The sequence below is a fragment of the Campylobacter ureolyticus genome (genome assembly GCF_013372225.1).
GTDB classification, from domain to species: Bacteria; Campylobacterota; Campylobacteria; order Campylobacterales; family Campylobacteraceae; genus Campylobacter_B; species Campylobacter_B ureolyticus.
On sequence record NZ_CP053832.1, the window covers coordinates 1536732 to 1551055 of the forward strand.

General features: G+C 29.7%; 16 protein-coding genes. 11 read left to right on the forward strand and 5 right to left on the reverse strand.

Going from position 1 to position 14324, the window contains the following annotated elements; all coding sequences use genetic code 11:
• Positions 1–122: 122 nt before the first annotated feature.
• The 8 genes from gatC to CURT_RS07865 are packed head-to-tail and all read left to right on the forward strand — an operon-like array spanning position 123 to position 7020.
• A complete protein-coding gene (gatC, locus tag CURT_RS07830; RefSeq protein ID WP_018712859.1) occupies positions 123–404 on the forward strand; it encodes an Asp-tRNA(Asn)/Glu-tRNA(Gln) amidotransferase subunit GatC in 282 nt (93 codons plus the stop codon).
• Between the two features lie 12 nt (positions 405–416).
• A complete protein-coding gene (locus CURT_RS07835; protein ID WP_018712860.1) occupies positions 417–1499 on the forward strand; it encodes a type IV pilus twitching motility protein PilT in 1083 nt (360 codons plus the stop codon).
• The gene (locus CURT_RS07840; protein WP_018712861.1) at positions 1500–2144 is read left to right on the forward strand and encodes a CvpA family protein; all 645 of its coding nucleotides are present in this window, start codon (positions 1500–1502) and stop codon (positions 2142–2144) included.
• The gene (locus tag CURT_RS07845; RefSeq protein WP_018712862.1) at positions 2113–2595 is read left to right on the forward strand and encodes a Fur family transcriptional regulator; all 483 of its coding nucleotides are present in this window, start codon (positions 2113–2115) and stop codon (positions 2593–2595) included. The genes CURT_RS07840 and CURT_RS07845 overlap by 32 nt, the downstream gene beginning before the upstream one ends.
• 3 nt (positions 2596–2598) lie before the next feature.
• Positions 2599–4110: a lysine--tRNA ligase gene (gene lysS, locus CURT_RS07850; RefSeq protein WP_018712863.1), complete on the forward strand. Its 1512-nt coding sequence runs from the start codon at positions 2599–2601 to the stop codon at positions 4108–4110.
• A gap of 2 nt (positions 4111–4112) precedes the next feature.
• Positions 4113–5357: a serine hydroxymethyltransferase gene (locus CURT_RS07855; protein WP_018712864.1), complete on the forward strand. Its 1245-nt coding sequence runs from the start codon at positions 4113–4115 to the stop codon at positions 5355–5357.
• A gap of 8 nt (positions 5358–5365) precedes the next feature.
• Positions 5366–6247, forward strand: coding sequence for an SPOR domain-containing protein (locus CURT_RS07860; RefSeq protein WP_018712865.1), 882 nt, complete (start codon positions 5366–5368; stop codon positions 6245–6247).
• Positions 6247–7020: a shikimate dehydrogenase gene (locus CURT_RS07865; protein ID WP_018712866.1), complete on the forward strand. Its 774-nt coding sequence runs from the start codon at positions 6247–6249 to the stop codon at positions 7018–7020. The genes CURT_RS07860 and CURT_RS07865 overlap by 1 nt, the downstream gene beginning before the upstream one ends.
• Before the next feature lie 37 nt (positions 7021–7057).
• Here CURT_RS07865 and CURT_RS07870 read toward each other — a convergent pair whose 3' ends face one another.
• The 4 genes from CURT_RS07870 to nhaA are packed head-to-tail and all read right to left on the reverse strand — an operon-like array spanning position 7058 to position 10216.
• Positions 7058–7513 carry an SEL1-like repeat protein gene (locus CURT_RS07870; protein ID WP_018712867.1) on the reverse strand — a complete coding sequence of 152 codons (456 nt, stop codon included), beginning with the start codon at positions 7511–7513 and terminating at the stop codon, positions 7058–7060.
• A 5-nt stretch (positions 7514–7518) separates the two neighbouring features.
• The gene (locus tag CURT_RS07875; RefSeq protein ID WP_018712868.1) at positions 7519–7842 is read right to left on the reverse strand and encodes a hypothetical protein; all 324 of its coding nucleotides are present in this window, start codon (positions 7840–7842) and stop codon (positions 7519–7521) included.
• Between the two features lie 15 nt (positions 7843–7857).
• A complete protein-coding gene (gene prfB / locus CURT_RS07880; protein ID WP_018712869.1) occupies positions 7858–8964 on the reverse strand; it encodes a peptide chain release factor 2 in 1107 nt (368 codons plus the stop codon).
• Complete coding sequence (nhaA, locus tag CURT_RS07885) at positions 8957–10216, reverse strand: Na+/H+ antiporter NhaA (protein ID WP_018712870.1); 1260 nt, start codon at positions 10214–10216, stop codon at positions 8957–8959. Before nhaA ends, prfB begins: the two co-directional genes overlap by 8 nt.
• A gap of 146 nt (positions 10217–10362) precedes the next feature.
• Here nhaA and panC point away from each other — a divergent pair, with 146 nt between their 5' ends.
• Genes panC through tilS form a run of 3 tightly spaced genes read left to right on the forward strand, consistent with a single transcriptional unit; the run spans position 10363 to position 13439 of the window.
• Positions 10363–11184 (forward strand): pantoate--beta-alanine ligase, encoded by an 822-nt coding sequence (panC, locus tag CURT_RS07890; RefSeq protein ID WP_018712871.1) that lies wholly within the window; start codon positions 10363–10365, stop codon positions 11182–11184.
• Position 11185: 1 nt separating this feature from the next.
• The gene (gene rimO, locus CURT_RS07895) at positions 11186–12481 is read left to right on the forward strand and encodes a 30S ribosomal protein S12 methylthiotransferase RimO (protein WP_115651838.1); all 1296 of its coding nucleotides are present in this window, start codon (positions 11186–11188) and stop codon (positions 12479–12481) included.
• Positions 12462–13439, forward strand: coding sequence for a tRNA lysidine(34) synthetase TilS (tilS, locus tag CURT_RS07900; RefSeq protein WP_255199038.1), 978 nt, complete (start codon positions 12462–12464; stop codon positions 13437–13439). The genes rimO and tilS overlap by 20 nt, the downstream gene beginning before the upstream one ends.
• Here tilS and CURT_RS07905 read toward each other — a convergent pair.
• Positions 13436–14206 (reverse strand): hypothetical protein, encoded by a 771-nt coding sequence (locus CURT_RS07905; RefSeq protein ID WP_018712874.1) that lies wholly within the window; start codon positions 14204–14206, stop codon positions 13436–13438. The two genes, tilS and CURT_RS07905, sit on opposite strands and share 4 nt — an antisense overlap.
• Positions 14207–14324: the final 118 nt, after the last annotated feature.

Sequence of the window (14324 nt, forward strand, 5' to 3'; positions counted from 1 at the left end):
CTTATTCCCTTTTAAATAAAATTTTTGTGTATTGTAGCATAAAATCTTTTAAATAACGCCTAATGTAAGATAAAATGTGTTATAATACGAGCACTTATTATTTGCAAAAAAGGAAAAATTTTATGTTAATTGACGATGATTTATTAAATAAACTTGAAAAACTAAGTGCCTTAAAAATACCAGAAAACAAAAGAAGTCAGATGAAATCACAGCTTGAAAAAATTATAGATTTTGTTAAAATTTTAGATGAGGTTGATAGCAAAAATTTGGAAATTAAAAACCAAAATTTCACTCCATTAAGAGAGGATGTACCACATCAAGATCAAGAAGTTGTTGATATGATTTTAAAATCAGCTCCAGCAAGCGAAGATCATTTCTTTGTAGTTCCAAAAATTATAGAATAAAAGGATGCCATAATGGAAAAAAGCAATATAAAAACCGACATTCAAACCCTTTTAAGGGTGCAAATAAACAACGATGCAAGTGACCTTCACATAGTAAGTAGAAGTGCCCCACAAATTAGAATCGATGGAAAATTAGTTCCTCTTGATATGCCAAATTTAACAGGAACAGACATTGAACATCTTTGTTATGCAATTATTACAGATGCTCAAAAAAGCGAACTCGAAGAGAAAAAAGAGCTTGACTTTGCTATGGAAATTCCAAATATAGGAAGGTTTAGAGGAAATTATTATTATACTATGAATGGTGATTTGGCAGCTGCATTTAGAAAAATTCCTGTTGATATTCCTTCTCTTGATGATTTAAGGGCTCCAAGTATTTTTAAAAAGCTAGTTAAAAGAGAAAAAGGGATGATTTTAGTAACTGGTCCTACAGGAAGTGGTAAATCAACTACTTTAGCAGCAATGTTAAATGAGATAAATTTAACTGAAAGAAAACACATTATAACAGTCGAAGACCCAGTTGAGTTTGTCCATGAAAATAAAAAATGTCTTTTTTCTCATAGAAATATAGGAACCGATACTCACTCTTATGCAAATGCTTTAAAGTATGCTCTTCGTGAGGACCCTGATATTATACTAATTGGTGAGATGAGAGATAGAGAAACTATTTCAATCGCCATTACAGCAGCTGAAACAGGACACTTAGTTTTTGCTACACTTCACACAAATTCAGCTATGCAAACAATCAGCCGTATAGTTGATAGTTTTGATGGAAGCGAACAAACCCAAATAAGAAATATGCTATCAGTTTCATTAAGTGCGATAATTTCACAATCTCTACTTCCAAAAATTGGAAAAGGACGACTTGCAGTTCATGAAATTTTGGTAAATAATCACGCTATTGCCAACCTAATAAGAGAAGACAAAACTCAACAAATTTATTCTCAAATGCAATTAAATCAACAAGAAACAGGCATGGTAACTCAAACTCAAGCACTATTACAAGCGCTTAATAAAAGACTCATTTCAAAAGAAAGCGCTCTTGCTTATACTACAAATAGACAAGAGTTAGTTAAGGCTTTAGGGGGTGAGTAGATGAGTGGCATAAACTGGCTTGATTTAATAATAATAGCTTTTACTTTAATTTTTGCACTAAAAGGACTTAGTTCTGGTCTTATAAGAGAAATTTTTGGAATTATCGGTATGATTGGTGGATTTATAATTGCAATAAAATTTAAAGCAGAAGTTGGAGCTTGGATAAGTGCAAATATTTATGATTTAAACAAATTAGGGCTTATGGATTCAAATGGAACTGAGATTATAGCAGGATTTGTAGCTGCACTTTTTGGTATTTGGTTTATAGCTTTAATTTTAGGTGAACTTTTAACTAAAATGCTAAGTCTTAGTGGTCTTGGCATAGTTGATAGAATTGGTGGATTTGTATTTGGCGGGGCAAAAATATTTTTAATTTTTGCAATAATTGCTGTTTTTATAAGATCATCAGCTTTTTTAAACAAGCAAGCAAGACCTTTTTTTGAAAATAGCTTTACTTACCCATACCTTATAAATACAGGTGCTTGGATGATGGGATTAAAATTAAATGATATTATTCCTGTTATTGAAGATGAAAAAAGTCAAGAAGCAAATCAAACAAATATAATTTATGAAAAAAGTAATTTTAATGAAAATTTTATAAATGGAGAGGGCAATGAAACAGAAAAACAAAACTACGAAAATTGAAAATTTAGAATTTGATGCAATTTTAGATGAGTTTAGAGAAATCTTAAGAAAAAATAAGCTCAAATATACAAAGCAAAGAGAGTCTGTTATCCAAATGCTTTATAACAGTGACCATCACTTTACTCCAGAAGAGCTCTATTTAGAGATAAGAGATGAGCAGCCTGAACTAAATATAGGTATTGCAACCGTTTATAGAACTTTAAATTTACTTGAAGATTCAGGCATGGTTACATCTATTTCTTTTGGCACACAAGGCAAAAAATTTGAACTTGCAACAAAGCCACATCATGATCATTTGATTTGTAAAAACTGTGGTAAAATAGTGGAATTTGAAGATCCTTCTGTTGAAAAAAAGCAAGAAGAAATAGCAAAAAAGAACGGTTTTACATTAACAGGACATTTAATGCAACTTTATGGAACTTGCAAAAATTGTAGTAAAAAGGAGTCATAGTAAGTGGTATTTGATAATCAATTAGAAATTCAAAGAATAGAAAAAAAAGAAGAATTAAGAAAATTAGGAATAAATCCATATCCGCATTTTCTAAAAAAGGATATGGATATAAAAGAATTTAGAGATAAATTTGAGTATATTAAAGAACTCGATGAAAAAAGAGTTAGCGATGAAGTTATAATTTCAGGGCGTCTTATGCTAAAAAGAGTGGCTGGTAAATCAACATTTGCAAATATTGAAGATGAAAGTGGAAATGTTCAAATTTATTACTCTAGAGATAGCATAGGTGAAGATTTATATAAAGTTTTTAAAAAAAATCTTGAAGTTGGAGATGTGATTTTAGTAAAAGGTTTTCCTTTTGTAACTAAAACAGGGGAATTTTCTATGCATGTTACAAACCTAACTCTAGCTTCAAAAGCAATTTCACAACTTCCTGAGAAATTTCATGGACTTGTAGATATTGAGATGCGTTACCGACAAAGATATCTTGATATGATAATGAACCCAGAGGTTAGAAATGATTTTAAAAAGAGATCGAAAATCATCTCACTAATTAGACATTTTTTTGAAGAAAAAGGCTTTATGGAAGTCGAAACTCCTATGATGCACCCAATTGCTGGTGGAGCAAATGCAAAACCATTTGTAACTTATCATAATGCACTTGATGTGAATAGATATCTTAGAATAGCACCAGAACTTTATTTAAAACGACTAATTGTTGGTGGAATGGAAGCTGTTTTTGAAATAAATAGAAATTTTAGAAACGAGGGAATGGATTTAACACATAATCCGGAATTTACATCTATTGAGTTTTACTGGGCGTGGCATAATTACAATGAAGTTATGAATCTAACAGAAGAGCTTTTCAAGATGTTATTAAAAGGGCTTAATTTACCTGAAATTTTAGAATATGATGATAAAAAGATTGATTTTTCAAAACCGTTTACAAGAGTTAAATATTTAGATGCTCTTGTTGAGATAGGTGGACTTTCACAAGATGTCATAAATGATAAAGATAAAATTTTAGAAAAACTAAAAAAAGATGGCTTTGAAGCAAATGAAAATTTAGATCTTGGGCATTTACAAGCTGAGCTTTTTGATAATTATGTGGAGGAAAAACTTATAAACCCAACTTTTATAGTTGATTTTCCAATTTCAATAAGCCCTCTTTCAAGAAGAAGTGATGAAAATCCAAATATTGCTGAAAGATTTGAGCTGTTTATTGCAGGAAATGAACTAGCAAACGCATTTAATGAATTAAATGATCCACTTGATCAATATGAAAGATTTAAAGCACAAATTGAGGCAAAAAATGCAGGAGATGATGAAGCTCATGAGATGGATGAAGACTATGTAAAAGCTCTTGGCTATGCCATGCCACCAACTGTTGGTTGGGGACTTGGGATCGATAGACTTGCAATGCTTTTAACTAATAAAAAATCAATTAGAGATGTTATTTTATTTCCAGCTATGAGACCATTAAAAACAATACAAATAGATGAAGATAAGGAGTAAAAATGAGTTTAGAAAATTACGATAAAGAAATTTTTGATTTAACAAACAAGGAATTAAAAAGACAGTGTGACTACTTGGAAATGATTGCAAGTGAAAATTTTACCTATCCTGATGTTATGGAAGTTATGGGATCAATTTTAACAAATAAATATGCCGAAGGATATCCACATAAAAGATATTACGGAGGTTGCGAGTTTGTAGATGGAATCGAAGAAATTGCCATTGAAAGATGTAAAAAACTTTTTAACTGCAAATTTGCAAATGTTCAACCAAATTCAGGAAGTCAAGCTAATCAAGGTGTTTATGGGGCACTTTTAAAACCAGGCGATAGAATTTTAGGTATGGATCTAAGCCATGGTGGACACTTAACTCACGGTGCAAAGGTAAATGCTAGTGGCAAAAACTATGATAGCTTTTTTTATGGAGTTGAGCTAGATGGAAGAATAAACTATGATAAGGTATTAGAAATTGCTAAAGTAGTTCAACCAAAACTTATAGTTTGTGGTGCGAGTGCATATGCAAGAGAGATAGATTTTGCCAAATTTAGAGAAATAGCTGATGCTGTTGGAGCCTATCTTTTTGCTGATGTTGCACACATCGCAGGTTTAGTTGTAGCAGGTGAACACCCAAGTCCATTTCCACACTGCCATGTTGTTAGTTCTACAACCCACAAAACATTAAGAGGCCCAAGAGGTGGAATTATAATGACAAATGATGAGGAAATTGCTAAAAAAATAAACTCAAGCATATTTCCTGGTATTCAAGGTGGGCCTTTAATGCATGTAATTGCGGCAAAAGCAGTTGGATTTAAACATAATTTAAGCCCTGAATGGAAAATTTATGCAAAACAAGTTAAAGCAAATGCCAAAAAACTTGGTGAAGTTTTGATAAAAAGAGGATATGACCTAGTAAGTGGTGGAACTGACAATCATCTTGTTCTAATGGATTTGTCAAATAAGGAATATAGTGGAAAAGATGCATCAGCTGCACTAGAAGATGCTGGCATAACAACAAATAAAAACACAGTTCCTGGAGAAAAAAGAAGTCCTTTTGTAACAAGTGGTGTAAGAATTGGAAGCCCAGCACTAACTGCAAGAGGTATGAAAGAAGCTGAGTTTGAGTTTATAGCAAATAAAATTGCTGATGTTTTAGATGATATAAACAATAAAGATCTTCATGCTAAAATAAAAGAAGAGGTAAAAGTACTAGCGCATAAATTTATAATTTATGATAAAGCTATGTTCTAGGAGAAAAAATGAGTGATGATAGATTTAGTATAGATGATAATATTGTCTTAGACCCTAAAACTGCAAAAACAAATAATATTAAAAAAATTTTAACTGGCATTGCTATTTTAGTAGTGCTTTTTTTAATAGTTTTAATAATTATGAAATTTATAAATAGTGGAAACATGGAAGAGCCAAAACCGCTTGTTATGCCAAGCGAAGAGACAATATTTAAGCCTAAAGCTAAAAAACCGAGTCAGCCAATAAGAGAAATTGATGAAGCTTCGAGCAAAAATGTGGAAACTAAAAAATTAGAGCCGCAAATTGTTGAAATTAGACCAATTAGAATAGAAGAGGCTCCAAAGTCAAGAGAGAAAATTGAGCATACTATAGCAACAGAAACAAAAGATGAAGCTAAACAAACTATAGTAAAAAGCAGCCCAAAGGAAGAAATAAAACAAGAGCCAAAAGCTGAAACAACTAAATCAAAACAAGAAGTTGTAGTTGTAACATCTAAAAAAGCGACTCCAAAACAAGAGCCTAAAAAAGATATAAAAGAAGAAAAAGTTAAAAAAGAAACTCCAAAAAAAGAGGTTAAAAAGCAAGCTCCTAAAGCCCAAAAGCAAGAGAGCAAAGACCAAACCCCAGCGCAAAGCAATGTCGCACAAACAACTTTACAAAAAGGTAGCTATATACAAGTTTTAGCCACTGCTGACTTTAAGCCAGATGCCGATTACATAAAAAAATTAAAGAGTAAGGGATACACATATACTCTTTATAAAACCACAGTAAAAGGCAAAGAATATATTAAAGTTTTAGTAGGTCCTTTTAATGAGGCAAAACTTAACAGTGAAATGTCAAATATAAGAGCAACTATAAACAAAGATGCTTTTGTCTTTAGAGTAAAATAATGAAAAAATTTGCAGTCTTTGGCGATCCAATCTTTCATTCAATATCGCCAAGACTTCACAATCTCGCCATAAAAGAGCTAAATTTAGATGCCTTTTATGGCAGAGTTTGTTTAAAAAATGGAAATTTATTAAAAGAAACTTTTTTAAATTTAGACTTAAACGGTGCAAACATAACAATTCCACACAAACAAACAGCACTTCAAATTTGTGATAAAATAGATATAAATGCTCAAAAAATAGGCTCTTTAAATACAATAGTAAAAAATAAAGATAAGATTTTTGGCTATAACACAGATGCACCTGGTTTTTTAAAAGCTATCAATGAATTTAAAGATATCAAATCAGTTTTAATAATTGGAGCAGGAGGCACAGCAAAAGCTTTAGCAAACGCCTTATCAAATTTGGATTTAGAAATAGTAAATAGAAGCGATAAATCTTTAGACTTTAAAGAATTTAATTTTTTTACTTATCAAAATTTTAAACCAAGAAAATTTGATTTAGTCATAAACTCAACCTCAGCTGGATTAAAAGATGATACTTTGCCACTTCCAGAAGAAATTTTAAAAGATTGCTTTTCTAAATATGCTTTTGATGTTATATATGGTAGAAAAACACCTTTTTTAAACTTAGCTAGCAAATTAAACCTCAAGCATAAAGATGGGCTTGATATGCTTATTTATCAAGCAGTTTTAGCGCTAAATTTATTTTTTAATAATAAGCTTGATGAGAAAAAAATAGAACTTTATATGAGAAAGGCTGCAAATCTAAATTAATCTATTTAAATTTGCAAGCCAAAATTAAGACTTCAACCTATTGAAGTCTTTTCATTTCCTTACATCCTGGATCATAACCGCCAAAGCAAGCTCTTTGATAAATATCTAAAGCTTTTACTTTATCAACTGCTGATCCCTCGCCTTTTTCAAACATCTTACCAAGTTTCATGCAAGTTGGAATATCTTGAAATCTTACGCAAGTATAATCATACGCTAAAAGTGCATTCACAAAATTGGCATTATGATAATATCCATCAGCTACTGAAATACACTGCTCTAGGCTTAATTGATTTAGCCTATTGTAGATATTGGCTGCTTGACTTGAGTTTGCAGGTGAGTTCACAACTACAACATCTTTTTGTGCTGCTGGAATCACCACACCGCCACCATTAGATGGGGTGCTTGCAACCGGAGTCTTTGGAGTAGTATGGGAGCAACCAGCCAAAATTAAAGCAGTAAATATAGCCAAACTACTTAAAATTTTATTTCTCATTTTTATTATAACCTTCCTTTAATATAGTAAGTTTCCTTACCGCTAACCTTTTCTAAATTCATCTTATATTTATCTGACCATTCAAATATAATATCTCTTACAACTTTTCTTTCTCTCTCACTATCAGGCTCATTTTTAATTTTAAAATATGGGTTTGAATTTGACATAGCTATATAAGCACCATAAATTTTAAGTTTATCATTTAAATTGATAATATCATCAAGTTCACTTTGATTAAAATCACATTTTGATAATATACCTCTTAACTGCCCCAAAGTAGAGTCATTTAAAACATAACCCAAACTTACTAAAATTCCTTCTTCGTTCATACTAAATCCTTTTATTTAAAATTGTTTTTTATCAGATTGGGAGATTAAAACTCCCTCAATGATTTTTTTAATATCACCATCTAATACCGCATCAACATTTGAATAACTTAAATTTGATCTATTATCTTTAACTTGTTGATATGGAAACAGTACATAACTTCTTACTTGATATCCCCATCCAATTTCACTTTTATCAACATTATTGTGTGCTTCATTTTGCTTTTGAAACTCTAACTCATAAAGTCTTGATTTAAGCATCTTCATTGCGGTTGCTTTGTTTTTGTGTTGGCTTCTATCATTTTGACACTGCACAACAATGCCAGTTTCATAATGAGTTATTCTAACTGCACTTTCTGTTTTATTTACATGCTGACCACCTGCCCCACTTGCTCTATAAACATCTATTCTTATATCTTTTTCTTCTATTTCTATATTTATATCATCATCAAGCTCAGGGCTTACCATAACGCTTGTAAAGCTTGTGTGACGTCTTCCAGCACTATCAAATGGACTTACTCTAACAAGTCTGTGGATGCCATTTTCAGCTTTTAAATATCCATAAGCATTTTCACCTTTTACTATAAAGCTTACATCTTTTAATCCAGCCTCATCGCCTTCTTGAAAATCCAAAACATCAACTTTATAATTTTCTCTTTCGCAAAATCTCAAATACATTCTATATAACATACTTGCCCAGTCATTGCTCTCTGTTCCACCAGCTCCTGGATGAATTGTAACAATTGCATTTTTAGAGTCATTTTCGCTACTTAAAAGCATTGAAATCTCTAAATTAGTAATTTTTTCTTCCAATTCATCAGCGTCTTCAAAAAGACTTTCTAAAAGATCACTATCGTTTTCATCACTTGCTAACTTAAACATATCAAATGCATCTTCAACTGCTTGTTTTGCTGATTTAAATTTAGCCAACATAGATGAAATTTGGGTTTTTTCTTTATTGATTTTAGCTGCATTTACTGCATCACCCCAAAAACTAGGATCTGTTTGCTCCGCTACTATACTATCAACTCTTTTTTGCAATAAATCTGGTTTTATTATAAGGCTTATATTATCAACTTTGGTTTTTAGTTTTTTTAATAATTCACCGTATTCGTAACTATCCAATGCTTTCCTTTAATTTCTGCTCTTCTAAAACTTTTTGTGCTTCTTTTGCTTTTTCGGCCAATAAATAATCATCTTCTTTTAAAATTTCTCTTTGTTTTTGATATTTATAGCCTATTTTCATGACAAAATATCCAGCAATTGCTGCAATAAATGATGCTATAAGTATAGCAAATTTTTCAGCATAATGGAATATATTACTATCATGATAAGCAATTGAACAGATAAATAAACTCATACTTGCACCAATTCCTGTTAAAACACAAAGTCCAAAAAACTGCATTAAATTCGCACCAGATGGAAGTTTTGAAACTCCAAATTTTATAATAACATAAGAAAATCCATAAATTCCCAAAGGTTTTGCTATAACAAGCCCTACAATAATTCCTAAGGAAACAGGATGAATTAAATGACTAAAAGCATCTGAAGTTAGTGGAATACCAGCATTGACAAAAGCAAATAATGGCATTACAAAATAAGTTATAAATCCGCCTAATTTATTTTCAATATCTCTAAGCATAGAGTACCCATGAATTGGCTTTAGTGGAATGAAAATGGCAGCTATTATTCCAGCTATTGTAGTGTGAACGCCTGATTGTAAAAACGCTGTCCAAAGCAAAAGCCCAGTTACAATATAAAAAAACTTTTTATTTACCTTAAGCAAATTTAAAATAATTAAAACTCCAATTAAAACTCCAGCCATTATAAGGGCATAATTAGAAAGTTCACTTGTATAAAAAATAGCGATTATAACAACAGCACAAATATCATCAATGATTGCTAAAAGAAGTAGAAAAATTCTTAAGGATGGTGGTACTTTTGAACCAAGCAATAGCAACACTCCAACAGCAAAAGCAGTATCGCTAACAGTAGGTATCGCCCAACCACGCATAGCAAAACTATCACCATAAGTAAAGGCTGCAAAAACAAGTGCAGGAACTATAACACCACCAAGGCCTCCAACTAATGGAAGTGCAACTCTATCAGGAGAACTTAACTCACCAACTAGTATCTCTCTTTTAACTTCAAGTCCAATATAAAAGAAAAAAAGCGACATCAAACCATCATTCACCCATAAAATGATTGGCTTAACTATTTTAAAATCTTCTACCATAATTCCGGCTTTTAATCTTAAAAAGTCATTATAAAATTCAGTTAAAATTGTATTTTGACAAACAAGAGCTAAAAATGTAGCCATAATTATCAAAATTCCACCAATTGATTCGTGTTTTAAAAACCTCCCTAGTCTTTCCACCTACGCCCTTTCTCACACTATTTGTATGACATAAATTTAGTATTATATTTTATCTAAAAATCTTTAAATCTAGCATAGATTAAGAGTAATTTAGAAAATTTAAGTTATAATTGCGAAAATTTTACACTAAATAGGAAAGTTTTATTATGAAAATAGCTAGCACAATTAGCGGATTAAAAGAGAATTTGAAAGAATTTAATGGAACAATTGGATATGTCCCTACAATGGGAGCCTTACATAGGGGTCATCTAAGTTTAATAGAGAACTCAAAAAAAGATAATGATTTTACAGTTGTTTCAGTTTTTGTAAACCCAACTCAATTTTTACCAGGTGAGGACTTTGAAAAATATCCTAAAAATCAAGAAGCAGATACAAGAATATGCGAAGTTGCTGGGGTTGATTTATTATTTTTACCAAGCGTGGATGAAATTTATAAAAAAAGTGAAACAACTATAAAAGCAAATGAAAAATTAAACTCCATTTTAGAAGGTTCTTTTAGACCAGGACACTTTGATGGTGTATGTAGAGTTTTAAATAAATTTTTTAATCTTATAAAACCAAATAATGCATATTTTGGGAAAAAAGATGCTCAACAAATCGCGGTTGTAAAAAATATGGTTGATTCATTTTTTTTAGATGTTAAAATAAATCCTTGTGAAATAGTTAGAGAAGCCGATGGTTTAGCGCTTAGCTCAAGAAATACCTACCTAAATGAAGAGCAAAAACTAGATGCTTTAAAACTATCTAGATCACTTTTGAAAGCTTCAAATTTAGTAAAAAAAGGTGAGACCGAATCAAAACAAATTATTGCCTCCATAAAAGAAACGCTTGAGCCATTAAAAGTTGATTATGTGGCAATTGTAGATAGAAACTTTAACGAAATAGAAAAAATTGAACTAGGAAATACAATAATTTTAATAGCAGCATTTGTTGATAAAACAAGATTAATCGATAACATTTGGATTTAAAATGCCAAAACTTTATCTTTGCTCTTTGGGCTGTAATAAAAATTTAGTCGATAGTGAAATAATGCTTGGAAGATTACAAAACTATGAAGTTGTAAATTCTCCTGATGACGCTGATGTTATGATAGTAAATACATGTGGGTTTATAACTTCTGCAAAAGAAGAAAGCATAAAAACAATCTTAGAATTAGCAAACTACAAAAAAGAAAACTCGGTTTTAGTAGTAACTGGGTGTTTGATGCAGCGCTATAAAGATGAACTTATGCGAGAACTTCCAGAAGTTGATATTTTTAGTGGAGTTGGAGACTATGATAAAATAGATGAGATGATTTTAAAAAAACAAAATTTATTTAGTCCAAAAACTTATCTGCAAAAAAATGAAAAAAGAGTTATAACTGGCTCAAACTATCATGCTTATATTAAAATTTCAGAAGGTTGTAATCAAAAATGTAGTTTTTGTGCGATTCCAACTTTTAAGGGAAAGCTAAAAAGTAGAGATTTAAAAGACATTGTCAAAGAGGTAAAAAGCCTAGTTGGGCAAGGCTTTTATGATTTTAGTTTTATCTCACAAGATAGCTCAAGTTATTTAAGAGATTTTGGTATAAAAGATGGGCTCATAAGTTTAATTAACGAAATTGAAAAAATTGATGGTGTTAAATTTGCTAGAATTTTATACCTTTATCCTGCTACAACTTCAGTAAATTTAATTCAAAAAATAATTGATTCAAAAGTATTTTTAAACTATTTTGATATGCCTTTACAACATATCAGTCAAAAAATGTTAAAACTTATGAAACGCCCAAATGGCAATGAATTTAAACTTTTAGAAATGATGAGAAAAGCACCAAATTCATTTTTAAGAAGTGGGTTTATCGTGGGACATCCAGGAGAAAGCCAGGAAGATTTTAACGAGCTTTGCAATTTTTTAAAAGAATTTAATTTTGATAGAATTAGTGTTTTTGCCTACTCAAAAGAAGAAGATACCGCATCGTTTGAAATGGAGCAAATTTCTTCAAAAGTAGTTACAAAAAGATTAAATTTAATAGAAAAAATAACTTTAAACTCGCTTAAAAATAGCCTTCAAAAAGAAGTAGGAAAAACAATACTTTGTGAAATTAATGGTATTAGCAGTGAAGGTGAAATGTTTTATGGTGCAAAAAATGTAATTTGGGATAAAGATATCGATGGAGAGATTTTAATAAATGATAGTGAAGTTAAAAATCTTGAAATTGGCAAAGTCTATAAGTGTCTTATAACTTCAATTGCTGGCGATAAGTTAGTTGGAGAAATTATTGCTTGACCAAAATGCTTTAAATTTATTAAAAGGTAAAAGCTCGATTTTAGCATTTTCTCACGGAGTTGATAGCACAGCTTTATTTTATCTTTTGGTTAATCAAAATATTGATTTTGATTTGGCATTTGTAAACTACAACACAAGAAAAGAAAGTATTTTAGAAGAAAACGAAGCTATAAATTTAGCAAAAAAATTTAATAAAAAAATATTTGTTAAAAAAGTAAATTTAAATCTTGAAAAAAGTTCAAATTTTGAAAAAATAGCAAGAGATTTAAGATATGAATTTTTTGATGAAATTTTTTCTAAATTTGACTATAAATTTCTAATTACAGCTCATAATTTAAATGATCTTTTCGAATGGTTTTTAATGAGAATTTCAAAAGGTGCCGGACTTTGCAATGCCCTTGGAATGAGTATTTATGATAAAAAAGAAAATTTAAACATAATAAGACCTTTATTATATACCTCAAGAGATGAAATACTAAATTTCTTAAATGAAAATCATCTAAAATATTTTATAGATAGCTCAAATAAAAACACTAAATTTCAAAGAAATTTTATGAGAGAAAATTTTAGCAATGAGTTTGTAAGACTTTATAAAAAAGGTCTAGAAAACAGCTTAAAATTTATGCAAAAAGATAAAGAAATTTTACAAGATGGCTTAATATATGAAAATTTAGAGTTTTTTATTATAAAAAACCAACTAAATTCCATAAATTTATTAGATAAAATTTTGAAAAAATTTGGTATCGTGATGAGCCAAAAACAAAGAGATGAAGCAATAAAAGATACCGTTATAAGTGGCAAAATAACAATTTCTTATAAAGATGATAAAATCTATATAGCGCCATATAAAAAAGAAATTATGACTAAGAAATTTAAAGAAATTTGCAGAGTAAAAAAAGTCCCTAAATTAATTAGAGGCTATATTTTTACTCATCAAAATTTACTTAAATATTTTTAAAAGTTTTCTTTTATATTTATTTTGTTTGCAAAGTCTATTATATCTTCCATTCCAACTTCTGTTTTTATGAAAACCTTGGTGAAAATATAATACCCAATCTCAGGTCCTACACTTCCGTAAACCATAATTTTTTCTATAAAATCATCATGTTTTTCATAGAATTCTTTTAAATAATCTTCAATAGCTGCACAAAAAATTTCATCACTATTTATATCTAAATCCAAATTTTCTAAAATCATTTTTTCATAACTTTTTTCTAAAGATATCATTTTTGCATCAATTACTTTATCTTTATTAGCAACCATTATTGCAAGAGTTTGATGAAATTTTATTAAAAATAGATTAACGCCATCTAGCTTGTAATTTTTATATAAAAAATAAAGCACTTTAAAAGGACTTATATATTCAAATTCATTTGCTTCTATGTTTTCTTTATATCTTTGAAATTTGTCTTCATCTAAAATAGCTATTATATTTTTATCTATTTTTTGTGTAAGTTTATCTTTTAGATCATCGCTATTTTCCATAACTAAGGAGTGTTTTAAAGATCCATCTATCACGGAAACATAACTTTTTTTATCTTTTTTAGCATCTTTTAAATACTCATTTACACTTTTAAACAAGTCACCATCTTTTGGTCTTATTGTGTTAAAATATTCTTTTAATATCACTTTTTGTGAGTTAAGATTTCTAAATTTAATCTTACATGAACCATCATCAAAAAAAATAGTATAAAAATTTCTCAAATTTCGTTTTAAAAAAGCCATTATGATTTCCTTAATATATAATTGTCCGCAATTTTATCAAATTTTTAATAAAATAAACTGAAAATTTAAATTTTGTGTTTTTTTTATAACAATTTACTTAATAAAAATTTAACATTCG